Raw genomic sequence first — 19956 nt, 5'->3', positions numbered from 1 at the left:
ATTTATTTATGTGATAAAATGTTTTTATCCATTTTGGATACCTCCCTTTTCTATTTATGCTACTGCCAGTAATTATATAGCTAAGGGAGGTTTTTTTCTTGAAGCTAAAGCCTATCTTCTCCAACTAATATAGCTGGTGGTTTATTAATGCTAAAGAATACAAAAAATAAACCCGAGCATAAAGCCCGAGTTTAGTCCTATAATAATTAGCTCTACTTAATAGAATTTTCTCAATCATAAAGTTGACATTATATTCAATAAGCTTTGATAACTATCAACATCATGATAAACTACATCTTCAGTTGAAATTTCATTAAATAGTTTTTTTGCACAAGATATCTTTGCCTTTTCAATTGGCCTTAGTTGCAAACTCTCCATCGTTCCCTTAGTCTCTGCAATGAAGAAAATGTGCTTAACCATACCTGCATTAAAGGCAATTGCCCAGTCAGGAGAATAATTGCCAACTGGAGTTGGTATTGAAAATCCTCTAGGAAGTTTTGCATAGACACAAACTTCAGCTGCTCCATCTAAGTCTTCAGCAAATTTTTTCTCTACAGATTTATCTGCACTTCCATCAGTAAATACATAAGGCTTGATATGTTTTTTTGCCTTAAAAGCCTTATCTATTGTTCCATTCTTTTCTGCTGTAAAAATAGAAGAATCATATTTTCCATCAGTCTTATCATATGAAATATGCTCAACAATCATTGTAGCCTTTTGTTCCTTAATTAATCTCGAAACCTTGCTAATAAACTCTTCAGGATTTTCTCTATACATTAAAAATTTAAAGGCTTTAATTCCCTTTAAAATTTCAACAACTGTCTTTCTAGTTAAAACTGTTGTCTCGGCAATTTTGCCAACCAAATCATATTCAATATTGCTTTTCTCGTAGCTATCTAAGTTGAAAGTTTGCGTCTTTTCAGCTTTAAATAAAAAACCTTCCTTAGCTTCTTGAACTGTTATATTGCCCTTTTGTTCATAAACTGAAGCTGTATATTGAAGTCGAGAAACATATAAGTTTTCATTAATTGATTTTATTGACTTTTCTATCAATTCATCGCTGTCAAAGGAAACAATATAAGAGTACTTGTGGTTTATATATCCCCACAAAGTTTGAAATTCCTTTTTATAAAAATTGTCATTTAAATCATTATCTAACACCTTAGTTTCATGACCATCATCAATCATCTTATCTAAGTCGCTGTCATTAAATACTCTTTGAATCAATGCATGAATTTCTTTTTCCACTGGCTTTAATAATTCATTCATTGGAGCTAGATTATTATTTTCTAAATCTACATGATATTTTTCAGTTATCTTGTCTTCCCCATCATTGGAAACATAATCATTTTTAACAAGATACTGATAACATATACTTGCTTCTTGTGCCGTAAGTTTGTGTTTTTCACCATCTTTTTCAATAATCTTGCCTGTAAAGTAATCAATATTTGCCCTAGTAGGTCTGTCATGCAAGTTTTCCTTAGTTTCTTTTTGCAAATCACTTACAAAATTCTTATAAGATTCACTGGCAATAACAGTCAACTTGTTAATTGAGTGAACCCCATCTCTTCCAAGAGTTTTTGTGTCCATCCTATAACCATTTTTATCTACACATAGGCGCAGTCCACGACCAACCTCTTGCCTCTTCATAGTAGCACTGTTACCATGTTTCAAAGTGCAAATTTGAAATACATTTGGGTTATCCCAACCTTCACGAAGGGCAGAGTGAGAAAATATGAATCTCGTTGGTTCATCAAAGCTAAGGAGTCTTTCCTTATTTTTTAAAATCAAATCATAGGCAGAAATATCATCAGAGATCTTTTCAGTACCCTTTTCTTTACTATTTATAGCACGACCATGTTTATCAATGGAAAAATATCCCTTGTGGGTATCCTTGACATCAATAGACTTTAAATACTTAACATAATCTGTGTCAAAGAGAGTAATATATTCATTTAAAATAGAATTATACTCTCTCTCAAATATCTTCCCATATTCGCCGAGGACTTCTTCTCCATCTTCATCATATTGCCTGTACTTAGAAACTTCATCTATGAAAAATAATGAAAGAGTTTTGATGCCCTTGTTAAATAATTCTTCTTCCTTTTCAAAGTGGGATTTTATAGTTTCTCTAATTTGAATAAGCCTCATGTCCTTTTCAGACACATCACCAGAGACATCACCTTTTTTTATTTCTTCACCATTGGTAAACTTAACTAAGCCAGCTATTGGGTCAATTTCAGCAATAGAAAAGCCCTTGTACTGTTCCATTCCCTTGGAAATTTCATAGAGATTGTCACCAACAGATAAAATCCTCATCTCTCTATTAATTGACTTATTATAATTGATTTCAAACTCAATTCTCGCCTTGGGCGCTTCCTTTTTAGACAAAATAATTTCATCTAAGTAGAGATACTTGTCTGTTCCCCTAAAGTTTTTAACTTGAAAGCCCTTGACCTCAATTTTTTTAACCAGTCTTTCGTTAAAGGCATCTACTGCATCAAGTGCATAGACAAGATTGTGTTCCTTGGCATGAGTTGCAGAGTAGTTAATAGAAAAAAGAGGGTTAAAATTTTTTAAGGCATTTTGTGTAGCTGCTCCACCCATTTTTTGTGGCTCATCTAAAATTAAAATTGGATTATTTGCCTTTATTACATCAATAGGTCTTCTAGAATTAAAATCATCTCTTTCGCTGTAAATAATTCTAGCGACACTATTATTTGCACCTTCCTTCAAGGTATTAAAGGCTTGAGTATTTATTATCATAGCGTTAATACCAGCATCAGAAGAATAAGCCTCAATTTGATTTAAATTTTTGCTGTCATAAATAAAGTATCTTATCTTTTTACCATATATTTTCATAAAATGCTCTTCAGTCATCTCAAATGACTTCTTTACACCTTCGCGAATGGCAATGGAAGGAACTACGATTATAAATTTAGACCACCCATAGTTTTTGTTTAGTTCATACATGGTCTTGATGTAGACATAAGTCTTGCCCGTTCCAGTTTCCATTTCAATGTCAAGAGAACAAGCCCCTTGCCCCTCAACAAGAGAATCTGAGGTCCTAATATTATTGGACAACTGAATAGTATTTATATTATTTAAAATTTGGACCTTATCTATTTCAAGTACATTATTTTTAAAGCCTAATTCCATGACTTCATCATCAAAAACTTTTTGATTATTATCAAGGGCAAATTTTCTTTGAGTGTCTTTAGTAACTTTTTTTCTACCTGGATCTATCCTATACTTGATGCCGCTGGAATTGCTCTGTCCCTTAAAGACATTTACTACAGATTCGACAGCCCTAGTTTGGTAATCTTGTATCCTAAAATTAAATTTCATACTAAATCACCCTTCTAGTAGTTTCAGGACTTAATCTTTCAAAAATTTGGTCAAAATTGTTAAGGGCAGAGTCGCTCTTCATTGATGAGTCCCTAAAAACAGCAAAGGCAGGTTCTCTCTTTGCAATTTTTGTCACTATAGAATCGTCAATATCCCTGTCAAAGCTAGCAATTAAGTAGCCATCATCTACAATAAAAATTTCTTTGCCATCAATATCTTCAGTCTCTATTTTTGAGGAAAGAGGAATGCCAAGGTCTAACATGACTTGGAATAAGAGGTCTTCGCCCTTTCTGTCTTCCTTAATATTATCTGTTAAAGTATCTAGAAAGTTTTGATTTAGCTCTCCTGGTTTATAATAAACATCCTTCATATTAGAAGTATCAGTCTTTAAAACTCTAAAGCCAATATCTAAATTTTCTATGCCTTCCTTGTCCTTGTTGTCCTCCAAGATTTTTTTGCCTGCTCGGCGAATTCTTTCCTTGCCTATTTCACAAATATTCTTGTAACCAGCCTTGTAGGCTTCAGATTTTTCATCAGTCTCTTCAGGAAGTTGCACCATAATAAATTTTCTACTGCCACCATCTTCAGCATTAAGTTGCATAACAGCATGAGCTGTTGTTGCGGAACCAGAGAAAAAATCTAAAATTAATGAATCTTTATTTGATGCAATAAGTTCAAAATATTTTACTAATTCAATAGGCTTTGGATAATCAAATATGTTAATACCAATCAAATTATCCAAAGCTTGCTTAGATGATTGCGTATGTCCGACTAAGTCATATGGTAAAATAGTCTTTGATATTATTCCAGGAACTTCTGAAAGATATCTCTTATATCTCGGCCTTTTGTTTTCTTCTTCTGGTAGATAAACTCTTCCTTCTTTTATTAGCTCATACATCCTTTTCTCATTAAATGCCCACCCTCTTGTCGGTGGTTCTTTGTATATTTTTCCATTCCAGTGAATATCATAACCCTTTTTTTCTCCTATAGTTAAATCGCTTAAAGTATATAATCCCTTTCCATCGTTATCATTAAATTTATAAGCTTTATTATTTTCATCTTTTCGTTGTAATTTATTAAGCTCTTTTAAAATCATTTTATTTTTTGTATAGCAGATAATAAAATCATGATCCTCAGATACAAATTTATTATTATTTTTAGGGCTGAAAGTTTTTTGCCAAATGAACGATGCTACGAAATTTGACTCACCAAAAACTTCATCACAAACTTTTTTTAAATTTTCTTGTTCATTGTCATCAATAGAAATAAAAATAACTCCATCATCAGATAATAAGTTTCTTGCAAGTTTAAGTCTTGGGTAAATCATATTGAGCCAATCTGTGTGAAAGCGACCATTTGATTCTAAATTTTTCTCTAACCTATTTCCCTCTTCATCAAACTGCCCACTGTTCTCTAAATATTCTTCAGTTGATTCTTTAAAATCATCATTGTAGACGAAGTCACTGCCCGTATTATAAGGTGGATCTATATAAATCATTTTTACTTTACCTAGATAAGTTTCTTGCAAAAGCTTTAGAACTTCTAGGTTGTCGCCTTCGATGTATAAGTTTTCTGTCTCATCAAAGTTTAGGCTTTCTTCTCTACATGGTCTTAGGGTTTTTGATATTGGCGCATTGGCATTTAGGATTGCCTTTCTCTTTTCAGGCCATGTAAATTGGTATCTCTCTATACCCCCCCCCCACTACATTTGTTGATATTTCAAGCTCTAGAGCATCTTTGTCTACTGCTCTAACAAGCTCTCCATCATCATTAATACTTTCAGTAATGGCGTTTGGAAAAAGTTCCTTTAAAATTTCAAATTTTTCATTTGCCAAATTTTTTGTCTGCATATTTAGCTTATCCATTGTACTTCTCTAGCTCCTCTTTATATTTTTTCAACTCTTTAAATAGTTCGTGTTTCTTCTTTGCTTGAATTTCTCTTGCCATTTTCTTTTTTGTCTTTAATATTAATTTTTCTAATTTTTCCCTTCTCTCGTCTATTTCTATTTGCTCTTCTAGGGTCTTGCCCTCTTCTACTTTTATATCTCCAACTTGTATTACTAAGTTATCCCAAATGCTTGACAGGTTAAGTCCCTGCAGCCTTAGGTCTATTTCTTCTTCCTTCTTCCACTGGCTTGTGATCAGTTTATCTTTAAATATGGCAAGCTTGTATTGGTCCTTGTAATTTAAAATGTAAAGTATGTTTTGACCAAAAAGCCTTGTTATTAGGACTATGTTTGATTCTGTGTAGTCCCTTGTTTTTAAGTCTATCTTTATTATAAAAATTGATGAAATTTCTTCTGTCTTTGGAATTTTAATGGTCTTTTCTGAAATCTCATTTGTAATTATTATTTTTGATATTTCCCTGTCGAATTTTTCTTTTTTGTTGCCACTTAATTCTTCTTTATATTTATTATATATTTTATTTTTAAAAATATTTTTTCTTATTTCTGTTGCTTCTGGTAAATTAAACATTTTAATGGTCCTTTATTACTAAAAAACTTATTAACTCAAAGTCATCGAGTCCTTCTATTTTTTCATCAAAAAAGCTAATTTCTTTACCTGATATAAAGCTGTCTATTTCGTCTTCATCTTTAACTTCTATTATGGAAGATATTGCTTCTTCTAAGAGAGCAGAATATTCTGACATGTTTTTTCCGTTCCTTGTCTCTTTGTTAAAGGCCTTGCAAAGTTCTTTATCTGCTTCTAATTTGTCCTTGCAGAGTAATCTAAAGGTGTCTAGTATGTGCTTTGATTGCAAATGATTTATGAGGACTTCGCCTTCTTCACTTATATAAATCATGTAAAAGGGATGGAGTCTATTTTGGTTATTTATATTTACGCTTGACCTTATGTTTCTAAGTATAAATATTACTCCTGGCGGCAATTCTTCTGTGGATTTTACTATTGCATTCATTCCCTTAGGTGCATCTTCTACTTCTGGATGATTTTTCACATAATTTAATAAGTCTAGTCTAAATTCATTTAGTCCTAAGTCCATTATGTTTACGCCTGTATTCATATCTTCCAGGTCAACTACTTCTTCTTGAAGTTTTTTTAGTTGCTTTTTCCTGTACTCTAGCTCTACTTCTTCCTCTGGTGTAAGGACATTGTCGTCGCCTGTAGAACTTAGATTGACAACTTTCATCCTTCCTTCCACTCTTCCCTTTAAGTTTATATATTCATCTAGGTCTACATCGGGCCAGAAGTTTACTAATTGAATTTCTTTGTTCTTTGAGCCTATTCTGTCTATTCTTCCAAATCTTTGTATTATTCTCACTGGATTCCAGTGTATGTCATAATTTATTAGGTAGTCGCAATCCTGTAGATTTTGACCTTCTGATATGCAGTCTGTGGCTACTAATATATCTATTTCTACTTTTCTATCTGGGAACAATAAATCCTTTCCCTTGGATATTGGTGAGAAAAGTGTCAGTACTGTATTTAAGTCTGTCCTCACAGACTTTATTGTTGTCTTTCCATCAGTTGAGCCTGTCACTAGAGCTGTCTCTAAATTATATTTTGATTTAACATACTTTGATACATTCTCATAGATATATTCTGCTGTGTCTGCAAAGGCAGTAAAGATTAATATTTTTTTATTTCCTTCATTTATTGGACATTCTTGTTTTTCGTCTATAATTTCAAATAAAGTTTGTAATTTTATGTCGTGGTCTGGTTTTATGTCATCTACCATGGAAATTAATAGGTCTAGGTATTCTTTATCCTTGGATAAGTTGTATCTCCATGAAAGATAATCCATGTCTTCAATATTTATTTGGACCTTGCGACCTATTACAAAGTCATCATCATCCATGTCATCCCCATCAAGATCTATATTAGAAAAATCTTCCATGGCTAGGACTTCATTCTTCCTATTTTCTTCGAAGTCATCAATTTTTTGAATTGTATCAGTGATTAGTTCGTTTATTCTTTTTAATGTCAAGTTAAAGGAATTGACAGAGCTCTCTAATCTCTTCATGAGGTTAATAGCCATTAGTCTTCTAATTCCTTTTTCTCTTCCAGATTGTGTAAGCCCTCCACTGACATGGTTGGAGTCATATTTTTCTGTGTATTTAAAAAGTTTACTTTCTTGTATAAAGTCTGATGGCGTATATATTGCTAGGTTGAGAGAACTTAAAACTTCAGCTATGTCTTTATAATTAACTGTGCTTTTTAAGTCTGTAAGCCCAGGTCTTTTTGAAATAGGAATATTTCTCTTTGGAAAGCTCCCTATATCTTTGGTATCGTAATATTTTTGAATGTGCTTTCTTGATCTCGCTATAGTTACGCTGTCTAGGAGTTCAAAAAAGTCATATTCTAATGAATTTAATAATCTTGTTGTTGTTCTCTCGTCAGCAGATAGTTTACTCCAAGTATTAAATGCTCTTTGGGACTGTTTAAATATATCTTCTATGCTTTTACTTGTTTTTAATTTGCTACTTAATAAATCGCTATTGCCCTCATAAGATAATGCCAACTGATTTTTCAAGTCCTTAAATCTATTGTTTACTGGTGTTGCTGATAGCATCAAAACTTTTGTCTTGACACCTCTTCTTATAACTTTATTTAGTAGCTTGGAGTATCTATTTTCTTTTTCGTCATCTTCTGATATTTTGCCACCATTTCTAAAATTATGGGACTCATCTATTACTACTAAGTCATAATTTCCCCAATTTATTCTATCTAAGTCTAATCCATTGGACTGACCCCTATCTCTACTTAAATCAGTGTGAAATAATACATCATACCTCATTCTGTCTTCAGCTATGGGATTGTTGATGTAGTTTCCTTTATATATATTCCAGTTTTCTGATAATTTTTTAGGACATAAAACTAAAACTGATTTATTTCTGTTTTCATAATATTTTATTACAGCTAGCGCTGTAAAGGTTTTACCAAGACCTACTGAATCTGCTAAAATGCATCCATTATACTTTTCTAGTTTATTTATAATTGCTAGTGCTGCATCTTCTTGAAAGTTGAAGAGCATATTCCAAATTTTACTATTTTTAAATCCCGTTGATTCATTTGGAAGTTCATCTTCTGATATATCTTCTAAAAATTCATTAAAAATATTATAAAGAGTGACAAAATATAAATATTCTGGCGAATTTTCATTGTAGACATTTGTTATATTCTCTAATATTTCTTCTGTAACATCTTGAAGCTTTTCTTTGTCATCCCAAAGTTCATCAAATAAATTTAAATAATATTCACTAAAAGGCTTTGATGTTTTTTGAATCAAGTAGTAGGCATTGTTACCTCTCTCGCATCCCAAATCCACCGTTGTGAAATTGGCAATTGGAGAATAAGACTTATCATCCACATTTATAAATCCCATCATATTTTCGTTTGATATATTTGATTTAAAGGTAACTTTTTCTCTTATCCAGTCAGCACATTCTTTAGCTATGGATTTTTGTGTCATTTCATTTCTAAGTTTTACTTCAAACTCTGTTCCATAGAGACTGTTCTCGCGTTCTTTTGTAAAAATATCAAATTGCTTTTTTTCTTTCTTTGATTTTTCCTTTATAAAAATTGGTGATGTAAATATGAATCTTAGTTCATCTATATTTTTTAATTCTTCTTTAATCTGATCAAAGGCATAGATAGAAAAACTCGCTGCTGCTATTGAAATTTTACTTGATTTTTTTATTTGATTCTTTAAATCTTCTTTTAAAGTGTTGTTGACATTGTCTATTAATTTAACTTGTTCTTCCAATTTTTTTACCTCGAAAAATTTTTCATTAAACTAATTATAACATAGTGATAAATAACTTTTACTTTCATTGTTCTTATAAACATATTTTCTTTTTTCTATCAATTCAATTGAATTTTTCGTTCAAATATTCTAAAATATAGGTATACAAACTTTCGTTTAAATATATATTTCAAATCTACTTTATTCTAGGAGGCGGCTTATGTCTATTATTAATTATTCTTTGGAACCAAGGTCTGATATTGCTTTTATTGATATTAAATCATTCTACTCCAGCGTAGAGTGCGTCATGAGAAACTTGGACCCTCTTTCTACTTCTTTATGTGTCATGAGTAGGGCTGATAACTCTAAGGGACTCATCCTCGCAAGTTCTCCTACTTTTAAAAGGGTTTTTGGCAAAAGTAATGTTGGACGTGCCAGCGATCTTCCCTTTGATGTTGACACAAGAGAGTTCAGTTTCGAAAAGGCTCGAAAACAAAATATTGAAATTACAAAAGATTACATAGCTTATATCGAAAGTTGGGCGAAGAATACTTTTATTGTCCCTCCAAGGATGGCTCTTTATATTAAGGAAAATTTAAAAATCCAAAAAATTTTTCAAAATTATGCTTCTGATAAGGAGATTCTCCCCTACTCTATTGACGAAGGCTTTATTGACTTAACTAGCAGTCTTAATTATTTTGTTCCCAATAAAAATATTTCTAGAAGGGATAAGCTTGATATTGTCTCTTCTATGATTCAAAAAGATATTTGGGAGTCTACTGGTCTTTATTCTACTGTTGGAATGAGCAATGCAAATCCTCTTCTCGCTAAGCTTGCCCTTGACAATGAGGCAAAAAAACTAAGACTATGCGTGCTAATTGGTCTTATGAGGATGTTGAAAAAAAGGTTTGGGGCATTAATGAGCTCACTGATTTTTGGGGCATTGGCTCTAGGATGAAAAAGAGGTTAAATGAACTCTATATTTTTTCTGTCAAGGAACTAGCCAATTATAATCCTGACACTTTAAAAAAGAAACTTGGCGTCATTGGTCTACAGCTTTGGTTTCATGCCAATGGTGTTGATGAGTCCAAGGTTACTCTGCCCTACAAGCCTAAGTCCAATGGTCTTGGCAATTCTCAAGTTCTTCCTCGCGACTATTCTAGTCAATATGAAATTGAAATTGTTTTATGTGAAATTGCTGAGCAGGTCGCCATTAGAATCAGAAGAATCAAGAAGAAGGCTACTGTTATTTCTATTCATCTTGGTTTTTCTTACAGTGAAAATAAAAAGTCCATCAACGCTAGGAGGACTATTTCTCCAAGTCAGTCCACTCGAGTTTTGTGTGGCGAGGTTTTGAAGCTTTTCCGTGAAAGGTATAATGGCGGCGCTGTGAGAAATCTTGGCGTTACTTATGATAATTTAGTGGACGAGTCTTCTACGATTTTTAATTTTTTTGATGATTATAGGAAAATTGAGCGTGAGGAAAATCTTGACAAGGCTATTGATTCTATTCGTGACAGGTTTGGTTTCACTTCTGTTCAAAGGGCAACTTGTCTATTGGAAGGTTCTCGTGTTATTGAGAGGAGTAAGTTAATTGGTGGACACTGTGGTGGCATGGATGGTGCTATATGATTTTAAATATTTGACTTTTATGGAGGTGTTTATGGTTGATAGGTCTTATCTTAGGTTTAAATCTGCAAGAGATTACGTGGACAAAGGCATGGCTAAGTGGATTGGTTTTTTTATCTCTGAACACACTTCTGCTCTTGCTCACATGGGTAATGTCATTGATGTCTCTCAAAGTATGTCTAACGATGAAATTATCCTTGCAATAAGTCAGGTTTATGTAAATGGACTTTATGTCATGGTCTATACAAGACTTAGACAAAGTCCCTATCATGGCAAAATAAAAGATATTTTTGGCGATAGTATTTATTTATGTGCAGATGAAAGTCTTAATATTTTTTTTGATGATATTATTAAAATGGCTTTAATGGAGGAATTATGAAGGATTTAGAAAAAAATTGTATTCAGTTTGATTACTTCTCTAGTAATTATAAATGCTTTGAAGAAGATTTTTATAAGTTTGCCACTATTAATATTCCGCTTACTTTTTTAACCGATGATTTCTTGCTTCATATGGTCTCAACTGGACACAATTATTTTAAACTTAATGCAAAAAATTCAGTAGATGAAAGAGATCATTATTTTGTTTTCAAAAGATTTAGTAATAAAGATAATAAGTATATCAGCCAATTTGAGTATATTGGAAATCTATCTACTGCAGAATTTTTTAACTTATATTTTGGTAAATAGTTTTCAGCCCTTGGCTGATTTTTTTTTGCAATTTTTTAATTCGTATATTATTTTAACTTTAATAAGTTTTTATAACTATCTACATATCTTTTTCAATAAACTTTGTATATCAACATAAAAAGATAAACTCCAAATAAGAAATCTATCAAATATTTTACATAACCATTTATTTATTGCCAAAAAAAGACCGAGACTTAGGATAATTTTCCAAGTCTTGGTCTTTTTTTCTTTATTATAAAATTAATTTTTAAGCCTCTTTAGCCTTATTTGTCTTTTCCCTTCCAGGTACTTTATTAAATATTCCTGTAACCATAAGGGCAATTGCTCCATCTGTAGTTACGTTACAAGCTGTTCCAAAGCTATCTTGTAGTGCAAAAATTGAAAGCATAAGAGCTGTTCCTGTGTCGTTAAAGCCAAGAACTGATGTAATAAGTCCAAGTGATGCCACTACTGTTCCTCCAGGCACTCCTGGTGCAGCTATCGCAAAAATTCCAAGTAAAACTATAAAGACAATCATATTAGAAGTTTCTGGAAGCCTTCCATTTAAAATTTGTGAAACTGTCATTACAAAAAATACTTCTGTTAAAACTGACCCACATAAGTGCGTGTTAGAGCAAAGCGGAATGGCAAAGTCTCTTATCTTTGGATCTAAAGTTTTTGATTTTCTCGCACACTCTAATGCAACAGACAAAGTTGCTGCTGATGACATTGTTCCAACGGCTGTCAAATAGGCTGGCAGATAATGACCAAAAACTTCCTTAGGATTTGTCTTTGACATTGCTCCTGCTAAGGAATACATAAGAGCCATCCAAATAAAATGTCCAACTATTACTATTAAAATTATTTTAATAAAAACAGGTAGTTCATTTATAATTACTCCTTCATATGAAAGAGCAGCAAAAGTAGTTGCAATATAAATAGGAAGTATTTTTATTACAACATTATTTACTATGAATAATACTATTTTATTGAATTCTAAAAGTAAATTTTCCCAAGTATTTGATTTTGTAACAATAACTGCAATTCCAAATAAAATTGATGTTATAAGTGCTGTCATTACTGGCATAATTGGAGCAATTGAAAGTTTAAAAATTGACTCTGGAATAGCATTGCCTGCTCCAACATTTGAAGCAATATTTAAGTTTGGAATAATTGCTTTACCCGCCAAGAAACTCATAGTTGCTGCTCCAACAGAAGAAATATAACAAATAGCAAGAGTTACACTTAAAACTTTTCCTGCACTTTCTTTTAAGGACACTATTGCTGGAGTTATAAAACCTAAAATAATTAGCGGCACTATGTAACCTATTAAATCTCCAATAACTCTCTTAACCGAATCAATTACTACAATAGTTGGCTCATTAGCAAGGCTTCCAACTAAAATACCTATGATAATTCCTAAGATTAGTTTAAAGACTAATGAATTGAAAAAACTATTCTTCTTCATTTCTCCTCCTTATAAAATTATACACAATTTGAAGTTTTACTTCATATTCATATTTTACCACGCTAGAAAAATAAAAGTATAAATTTTTTAAAAATATTCTCAAAGAACTAATTGTAGAAAATAAATGAATAAGACCACCTTGTTAAACTATGGTGGTCTTTGACTAAATTTTATTTAATTTATTTCATGCTAAATACAACTTGTGCAATTTGTGCTCTTGTTAGCTTTTCTTTTGGTGCAAACCTGCCATCTTCCATTCCCTTTATAAGACCAAGTTTAACCATTTCTTTTACAGAATCTTTTGCCCAAGATGAAATATTTTTCTCATCTTTAAAATCAATATTTGTATTTTCTACCTTATTATTTAATTTATTTACTTTATTAAATCTTGATAGGAAGGCACACATTTCTTCTCTAGTAAGTTCTTTATCTGGCATAAAGGTATTATCGCCAAAGCCACTTGCTATTTTATTTTTGTATGCCCAATCAACATAAGGAGCATAGTATTTATTTTCATCTACATCTGAAAATACTTTATTTTTATACTTACTTGTGTCAACATTTGCTACGCGTCCAAGTATTGTTACAAATTCTGCTCTAGTGAGATTTTTGTCTGGCATAAAATTATTTAACTCTGCAATATCTTTAAAGTAACCTTTATTTACTGCATTATTAATTGCATCTTTTGCCCAATGACTTTCAAGTCCATTTGTACTATCATCATTAGTTGAAAATATACTTCCTGTATTATTTTTTATTCCACTATTTGTAAAGACAGGACTTGTTTTCTCCTGATTTCTATTTTTTATTAATGGATAATTATTTTCTTTATTTGAATTATTATTTGATTCATTTTCTTTTTTGTCAGGATAATTATCTTCAGATGGTTTTTTATTCTCATCTGCTGGTTTTTCTTTCTTAATGTCTTTCCAAAATGCTGTAATTGTTATATCTGAATTAACTTTAATTTTTTCTCCAGCATTTTTCTTATTTCTATCTCCTGAAACAATCCAAGCATCAAAAACTTTACCCTCAGGTGCTACAAATGTGTTTTGTGGCAATTCAACTTCTTCGTTCTCTGTAACTGTTTGAGATGGAATTTTTCCACTTCCTCCATTTGCCTCAAAAGTTACAGTATATTTCTTTTGGCTAACTTCTTCAAATACTGGTTCAATTTCAATATCTTCTTTAGTTAGGAATATATGTCCTGGCTTTTGAGTAACTCCTCTTACATTCCAACCAATGAATTTTTTATTTGCCTCTACATTTCCCTTGTATTCTGGAAGGACAAAATCTTCTCCTTGTTTTACACTTTCTTCATTTCCATTTACTTTTACTTTTACGTCTTTGTTCTCTACTTCAGTAATTTCATCCTTGTCTAAATCTAACTCAAATATTTTTACACTTGTATTTCTTGCATAATCTGATGCTATTACTTTTATTTCAATTTTCTCATCTCGAGCAAAATCTTTTAAATTTTTACTTTGGTCAAACTCCTTACCATTTGCAAAAATTTTAATTTTTTCGATACGACCAGGCTTGTCTTCATCTCTCTTATCTGAAACCTTTAAATAAGCTTTTTTATCCCCATAGTTTAAAGTAATTGGATTTTCTGAATTATCGTCTTTAGATAATTTTATTTCTGGTTTGACACTGTCCATGTAAATTCTATATTGCGATAAAATTCCACCTTCAGGCCCATTTAATTTATAATCCTTTGCTGACCAATCCATTACATCGTTATCTCTAACATCTAATTTAACTTCAAATTCCTTTGAATTATCAGATTTTAAATCGCCATAAATTAAATATTGGTCAATCATTGATTCATTTATTCTAAGATGCCAATTAAATCCGCCCTTGTCTCCAATTTTACCTCTCAATGTATGAGGGCTCTTTCTAAAATAAAGTTCTCCCTTATCAGCTTCAGTATATGGATAAAAAGTATCTGGATCCATATTCAATTGAACTTTATCTCTATCAATATAGAAACACTTGCCCATTTCTTCAATTAGATTTTCCTCTTTAATATCTTTACTTCCATCTAATTTATAGATTTCGTATCTAACTACATTAAATCCATCTAAAACTTTTATATTAGCTTCAAAAGTTTTTACATCTTCATCATTATTTATAAAATCTTCAGTGTAATTTGCGTCTAAGTTTGTCTTGCCTGGATTTCTTGAAATGACTCTAACGCCATAACCTTTTTTTATTCTAAGCTCATCTTTTACTCTGTAGAAAGTTTTTCCATTTTCATCTTTGTCTTCTTTTAATTCTCCACCAAGATTTTCTGCTCCAAGCTCAACAATGCTATGTTGTGAAGTTAATATTTTAGATGATTCTTTTTTTCTACACTTGTATTTTTTTCTTTTGGCATTCTAAGGAAAATACTTTTACTTATCTTTCCACTATCTGACACATAAAATTCAAGATCGCCTTTGAAGTCACTTCCTTTAGTATTATCTACATCATCCTTATTTGCCCATAGATTAAATTTTAGACTGTGAGTATTTTCATCATAAGAACCTGGAACTTTCTTTACTTCTTCCCTCTTATTTGTCTTTGCCATTGTTGTAGATACAAAATAAATCTTTGCGTCTGGAGAAACATTTTTAACTTCTCCCCTTATGTCAAATCCACCATTTGAATCTGTAATAATTTTTCCAATATATCCCATATCCTTTAATGTACTCAAATCTTTATCCTTAAATTCCATAGGAGAACCATCAGAATATCTTGAAGGAATACCATATTCATCTATTGATTTAATATCGCCGTAGTCATAATCAATACTATCTTCTCCAGTGAATTCATTAGTTTTCTTTATTTCCTTTGGTTTTATAATTCTCTTAGTATCATCCTCAGAAAGTTCTTTTATATAAGAACTATTCTTTTCTATACTTATTTCAGGATTACCATAATCCTTCTTTTTATTATCTTTTGCCTTGTTTTCTTTTTTATCTTCTTTTACTTCTACATTTTTAAGCCTAGATGCATCAATTTCTCCAAGCTTCTTATTAGCTTGACCATCTTCATCTTCTAGGAAATATTCTAGCTTTCCATTTTTAACTTCTTTATCAAATTTTATCCTATATAGATTTGTAAAATTTGAAGCACCATCAAGAGCTGCAACTTCTAAAGTCTTGCCAAGAAGATTCTTATTTGCACCAAGGATTTTATAAACAGAATTTCCTTCGCTATCCATTTCAAAGCTGCCGTACTTGTCAACTTTTCCAGTGTTAACTACCTTTAAGTTTTCTTCTATATCTCCATCTTCATTTACAAAAGCTGCCCCTGCAAACCAAACTTTATTGTTTACTTCATTAAATTCAGCTGGATTTTTTTCTTGGTCTCTTTCAAAAAGAGTTTTTGTCTTGTCTTTTTGAAGATGATAAGTATCTTTAACCTTTAAAATAATTTCATCTGGATTTTCAGCATTTAGGCTAACAATTTTTGGTGCAGTTCTATCTATTTTTACAGGAATGTATGAAACTTGATAAGGATATTTTGGAGAAAGTCTATACTCAAATTTATAATAATATTGACCTTCTGCAATTGGATCGAATTTTCCTTCAACATAATTTGGATCAGTTTTATCTTCTGCATGAGGATTATAAATTAATCCGTCCCATCTCAAATCGCCATAAACTTTTAACTTTGAGCCCTTAATTCCCTTTGCGTCACTTCTCTTTGAATTTAAAATTCCCTTTATAAAATGATCAACTGTAATAACTTTAAGTGGCTTTTGATTATTTTCATCCATTGTATCTACAATTGAAATTTTACAGTCTGATGCAGATCTTAAAATCAATGGACTAGGTGTAAGACCTCTATCAATTTCATTTCCAGAAATAATTTTACTATCTCCACTAGAATTCATATTGAAGTCTTGTGAGTTATTAAAAGCAAATAATTCAGGGTCTTGGTCTAAAGTTTTATTTTCAGTTTCCCTATTTTGAATTACTCCAGCAGGTTTAAATAAATCTATGCCATGCTCTCCTCCACGACCTTTATTTAATGTCCCTGGAATTTTAGGATTTCCTTCATCATCATAACCTACAATACCCTTTGACCTTGAGCCTTCTTCCCAAGCCCACTTATCAACGATTGGTTCTTTATTCCAATCTCCTGCAAAGCCCATTACTGGCATTGAAAGTGATGGCTGAGGATCTTTTGCATTACTTTTTTCTTCTTTAGATTCAAATTTTATATAGCCTTCGACAAATTGGTCCTTATTCATTGCTTCGCCCACATTTAATGTAGCTCCCAAATCATAAGATCCTCTTGCTGGTATTGTTATTTCATCTTGTGCAAAAGTTATGCTTGCTCCAGAAACTTCTTTAGGATGAATTTCTGCAACTACTTGCTTTCCATCTTTGCTATTTTCATCTTTATACTCTTCGTCTAATTTTTTCTTTGCTACTTCTCCATCAGTTGTGATTTTTGATGAACTTACTTTTACAGTAATAGCTTTATCAGATGGATTGTCTATATTAATTGTAAAATCTTTTTTATCAGATTTAATTTCCTTTAATGAAACAGCTCCGTAAGAATTCATTTCTCCCTTAGAATCTTCAACTTTGTAAGAAACAATTAAATTGTTCTTTAAGGCTTTTTCAACATTTATTAAGCCTGATCCTTGTTGTCTTGGCGAAGCAAATAAATAATTTCCATTTCCATCATCAGTTGTTGGATCAATCATTGGAGTCGAAGTGTTTTGGAGCATAATCTTTGTAAGAGAAGTTATATCTATGCCTCTTGATTTTATAACTGGTTCATTTACAAGCTCTTTAACTCTCGGTCTTATTAAAACAGTTGAAGCTGATACTACTGGAGCAGCCATTGATGTTCCTGACATATATTGATAAGTGTCGACACCATTTATCTTATTTAAAGTTGAATAAATATTTTTACCTGGAGCAGAAACATCAGGCTTTAACATCAAATCAATCCTTGGACCCCATGAAGTTGAACCTGCTGGCACATTAGTATCCTCCCATGCAATTTTATGGTTTAAAAATTTAAGACTAAGTTCTCTTTCATCTCCAACTTTTGGTTTCTTTGAATTGTATTTTGCCATATCAATTCTATAATCTGAGTCTTTTGCTTTAAAGTCTTCCTTATCATCAACTTTTCTATCACAAATCATATCCCAGATTAATTTTCCATCCATACCTGATACAGAAAATACTGGAACTCTTGTATTTTCATCTTGCTCATATCCCATAGCAGGAATACTTTCCCAGTCATCTCTATTGTAATAAGAAACAGTATTTACAACAATTAATCCCTTTGCCCCTTTGTCAAAAACTTTTTTAAAGGCAAATTTCAAATCCTTAGTATAAATTCTATCCATTACAACAATTTTATCTTTCAAATCTTTTCCAGCTATATCTTCATCTTGACATTGTCCCAAGTAAATAAAATTATATTTGTCTTGAGAGAACTTATTTTTATCAAAGAAAGCACCAATTTGAGAATATCTAAAATCTCTTCCGCCAATGTTCACGCCTTCATAATCAATTTTAGTATTACGAGATGATGCAACAGCGATTGCATCTTCGTGCGCAGCAGTTCTTGTTACATTTCCAGTGTCTGTCATTTTCAAAGAATTATTTGCATATCTATCCCAAGATGAACTAGAAGATGAGGTTGCATAATTACCAGTGGCAACACAAATAGGAATACCAGCTTTTCTCAGAGCTCTAATTCCATACCAATATTTTTCTCCTACTAAACCAGTTCCCGTAAAACCAGAAGAAACAGAAATAACATCTACATCATGCTTAATGCAATCTTCAAAGGCATGAAACATAGTCTCATCTCCAGCAAAACCGTCACTGGCATCAGAATACATCTTGTAAGAAAAAATTTGTGCATTAGGTGCAATACCTCTTATTCCTTTGTTAGCTTTTACATCTTCTAAAGTATCATTTGCTGCCAAAATTCCAGCTATATGCATTCCGTGTGGATCATAATAATCAGAACCATCGTCATGTTTTTCTGTAGTAATCTTACCACCATTTAAGTAATTAAAAGAATGAGGGACTTTATCTGATAGCCAGAATTCCTTATCCGAACCCTTTAAATTTTCCTTTCTAATCTTTAAAGAATTCTTCGCATCATCATCAATTCTCATTGCCTTATGACTTGCATCCATTCCTGTATCAATGTTAGCAATAACCATACCACGACCATCATAATTTTTCCCAAGGTTCGCATTTATTGCATTTAAAGACTTTAGATAATCGCTGGCACTATCAACACCTACAAGTTTTCTCGCATTTTCCATAAGTGGAACTAATTTGCCTGCTCTTTCAACATTTTTAACACCCTTAATACTTTTTAAATTATCTAATTCTTCAGGGTAAGTTTCAACAGAGACAGCTTTAAAAATAATATTATACTCATATAGAACCTTTAAATTTTTTATCTTATTTAAAGTCTGCAAAATTTCATTTTTATTTGCCTTATCTTCAAATTCTACAAAATAAACTACTTTATCTCTCTTAACTTTTACACTTGGCTCTTCCTTTTCAAAGTCTTCAAGTATTTTACTCTTCTTTAAATCAAAATCTTTTTTATCTCTAACAATTTTTTGAGTTTCAGTTAAAGAATTATTGCCTATATTATTTTCCGCAAAAACTCCATTAAAAGAACTCATTACAAATATCATTGACAAAGTCAACGATGAAAAATTTCTTAAATTCTTATTCATAATTCCTCCAAATAGATTTTATAACGATAATAATTATCATCATTTTTTACCTAATAAAGTTTAGCACCAGAAAATTACTTTTTCAATATTCATTTCTTTAATAAAACTATTGTATTTTTAACAAAACAAATTAATTAAAAATATTATTATTTCTGTGATTTATAAAATTCCTTTAATAATCTAACTCGCTTTACAAATTTATATAAATTTTAAAAATATTAACTTAAAAATATTCTTGTATTAAATGTATTTCAGTAATATTGTTAATTTATTTTATGAACATTTGATTTTAATTTTTGAAATTTTTTGTTTTAACATTTATTTTTGTCAAATTTAATTTTACAACTTAGCATTTTCTAAAAAGCTAACTATAATAAAAAAATATTTACGCCAATAAAGTCCTACTTCAAGACATAAAAA

At 31.3% G+C, this 19956-nt stretch carries 12 protein-coding genes; 4 read left to right on the top strand and 8 right to left on the bottom strand.

Features of this window, described 5'->3' with window-relative positions; genetic code table 11:
* Window positions 1–234: 234 nt before the first annotated feature.
* The 5 genes from PTSHG_RS00710 to PTSHG_RS00695 form a co-directional block, all read right to left on the bottom strand.
* The gene (locus PTSHG_RS00710; protein ID WP_019107008.1) at window positions 235–3348 is read right to left on the bottom strand and encodes a type III restriction-modification system endonuclease; all 3114 of its coding nucleotides are present in this window, start codon (window positions 3346–3348) and stop codon (window positions 235–237) included.
* 1 nt (window position 3349) lies between these two features.
* Window positions 3350–4846, bottom strand: coding sequence for a site-specific DNA-methyltransferase (locus PTSHG_RS09025; protein WP_238318690.1), 1497 nt, complete (start codon window positions 4844–4846; stop codon window positions 3350–3352).
* A gap of 163 nt (window positions 4847–5009) precedes the next feature.
* On the bottom strand, window positions 5010–5213 hold the full coding sequence (locus PTSHG_RS10005) for a hypothetical protein (protein ID WP_238318689.1): 204 nt from the start codon (window positions 5211–5213) through the stop codon (window positions 5010–5012).
* Window positions 5206–5823 (bottom strand): DUF4391 domain-containing protein, encoded by a 618-nt coding sequence (locus PTSHG_RS00700; protein ID WP_019107007.1) that lies wholly within the window; start codon window positions 5821–5823, stop codon window positions 5206–5208. Before PTSHG_RS00700 ends, PTSHG_RS10005 begins: the two co-directional genes overlap by 8 nt.
* Before the next feature lies 1 nt (window position 5824).
* On the bottom strand, window positions 5825–9073 hold the full coding sequence (locus PTSHG_RS00695) for a helicase-related protein (protein WP_019107006.1): 3249 nt from the start codon (window positions 9071–9073) through the stop codon (window positions 5825–5827).
* A 199-nt stretch (window positions 9074–9272) separates the two neighbouring features.
* On the opposite strand from PTSHG_RS00695, the gene PTSHG_RS10000 reads away from it, so the two are divergent.
* Genes PTSHG_RS10000 through PTSHG_RS00680 form a run of 4 tightly spaced genes read left to right on the top strand, consistent with a single transcriptional unit; the run spans window position 9273 to window position 11368 of the window.
* A complete protein-coding gene (locus PTSHG_RS10000) occupies window positions 9273–10010 on the top strand; it encodes a Y-family DNA polymerase (RefSeq protein ID WP_238318688.1) in 738 nt (245 codons plus the stop codon).
* Window positions 10007–10684 carry a DinB/UmuC family translesion DNA polymerase gene (locus tag PTSHG_RS10335; protein WP_238318686.1) on the top strand — a complete coding sequence of 226 codons (678 nt, stop codon included), beginning with the start codon at window positions 10007–10009 and terminating at the stop codon, window positions 10682–10684. Before PTSHG_RS10000 ends, PTSHG_RS10335 begins: the two co-directional genes overlap by 4 nt.
* A 31-nt stretch (window positions 10685–10715) precedes the next feature.
* Window positions 10716–11060 (top strand): hypothetical protein, encoded by a 345-nt coding sequence (locus tag PTSHG_RS00685; protein ID WP_019107005.1) that lies wholly within the window; start codon window positions 10716–10718, stop codon window positions 11058–11060.
* On the top strand, window positions 11057–11368 hold the full coding sequence (locus PTSHG_RS00680; RefSeq protein WP_019107004.1) for a DUF5960 family protein: 312 nt from the start codon (window positions 11057–11059) through the stop codon (window positions 11366–11368). Before PTSHG_RS00685 ends, PTSHG_RS00680 begins: the two co-directional genes overlap by 4 nt.
* A gap of 247 nt (window positions 11369–11615) precedes the next feature.
* Here PTSHG_RS00680 and PTSHG_RS00675 read toward each other — a convergent pair whose 3' ends face one another.
* The 3 genes from PTSHG_RS00675 to PTSHG_RS09015 form a co-directional block, all read right to left on the bottom strand.
* Window positions 11616–12815, bottom strand: a complete 1200-nt coding sequence (locus tag PTSHG_RS00675) for a dicarboxylate/amino acid:cation symporter (protein ID WP_019107003.1) — start codon at window positions 12813–12815, stop codon at window positions 11616–11618.
* Window positions 12816–12994: 179 nt separating this feature from the next.
* Window positions 12995–14818 carry an S-layer homology domain-containing protein gene (locus PTSHG_RS09990; protein ID WP_019107001.1) on the bottom strand — a complete coding sequence of 608 codons (1824 nt, stop codon included), beginning with the start codon at window positions 14816–14818 and terminating at the stop codon, window positions 12995–12997.
* Window positions 14819–15141: 323 nt separating this feature from the next.
* The gene (locus PTSHG_RS09015; RefSeq protein WP_019107000.1) at window positions 15142–19536 is read right to left on the bottom strand and encodes a S8 family serine peptidase; all 4395 of its coding nucleotides are present in this window, start codon (window positions 19534–19536) and stop codon (window positions 15142–15144) included.
* Between the last annotated feature and the right edge of the window lie 420 nt (window positions 19537–19956).

It is taken from the genome of Peptoniphilus senegalensis JC140, assembly GCF_000321025.1.
GTDB classification, from domain to species: domain Bacteria; phylum Bacillota; class Clostridia; order Tissierellales; family Peptoniphilaceae; genus Peptoniphilus_A; species Peptoniphilus_A senegalensis.
The sequence above is the reverse complement of the archived record's forward strand: the minus strand, read 5'-3'. Positions and strand labels throughout refer to the sequence as shown.

What these genes read in the sequence shown, in the direction of transcription:
- PTSHG_RS00675 (WP_019107003.1), bottom strand. Translation starts at nt 12,815, where the DNA reads ATGAAGAAGAATAGTTTTTTCAATTCATTAGTCTTTAAACTAATCTTA.
- PTSHG_RS00700 (WP_019107007.1), bottom strand. Translation starts at nt 5,823, where the DNA reads ATGTTTAATTTACCAGAAGCAACAGAAATAAGAAAAAATATTTTTAAA.
- PTSHG_RS00685 (WP_019107005.1), top strand. Translation starts at nt 10,716, where the DNA reads ATGGTTGATAGGTCTTATCTTAGGTTTAAATCTGCAAGAGATTACGTG.
- PTSHG_RS10335 (WP_238318686.1), top strand. Translation starts at nt 10,007, where the DNA reads ATGAAAAAGAGGTTAAATGAACTCTATATTTTTTCTGTCAAGGAACTA.
- PTSHG_RS10000 (WP_238318688.1), top strand. Translation starts at nt 9,273, where the DNA reads ATGTCTATTATTAATTATTCTTTGGAACCAAGGTCTGATATTGCTTTT.
- PTSHG_RS00710 (WP_019107008.1), bottom strand. Translation starts at nt 3,348, where the DNA reads ATGAAATTTAATTTTAGGATACAAGATTACCAAACTAGGGCTGTCGAA.
- PTSHG_RS09025 (WP_238318690.1), bottom strand. Translation starts at nt 4,846, where the DNA reads ATGATTTATATAGATCCACCTTATAATACGGGCAGTGACTTCGTCTAC.
- PTSHG_RS00680 (WP_019107004.1), top strand. Translation starts at nt 11,057, where the DNA reads ATGAAGGATTTAGAAAAAAATTGTATTCAGTTTGATTACTTCTCTAGT.
- PTSHG_RS09990 (WP_019107001.1), bottom strand. Translation starts at nt 14,818, where the DNA reads ATGGGCAAGTGTTTCTATATTGATAGAGATAAAGTTCAATTGAATATG.
- PTSHG_RS10005 (WP_238318689.1), bottom strand. Translation starts at nt 5,213, where the DNA reads ATGGATAAGCTAAATATGCAGACAAAAAATTTGGCAAATGAAAAATTT.
- PTSHG_RS09015 (WP_019107000.1), bottom strand. Translation starts at nt 19,536, where the DNA reads ATGAATAAGAATTTAAGAAATTTTTCATCGTTGACTTTGTCAATGATA.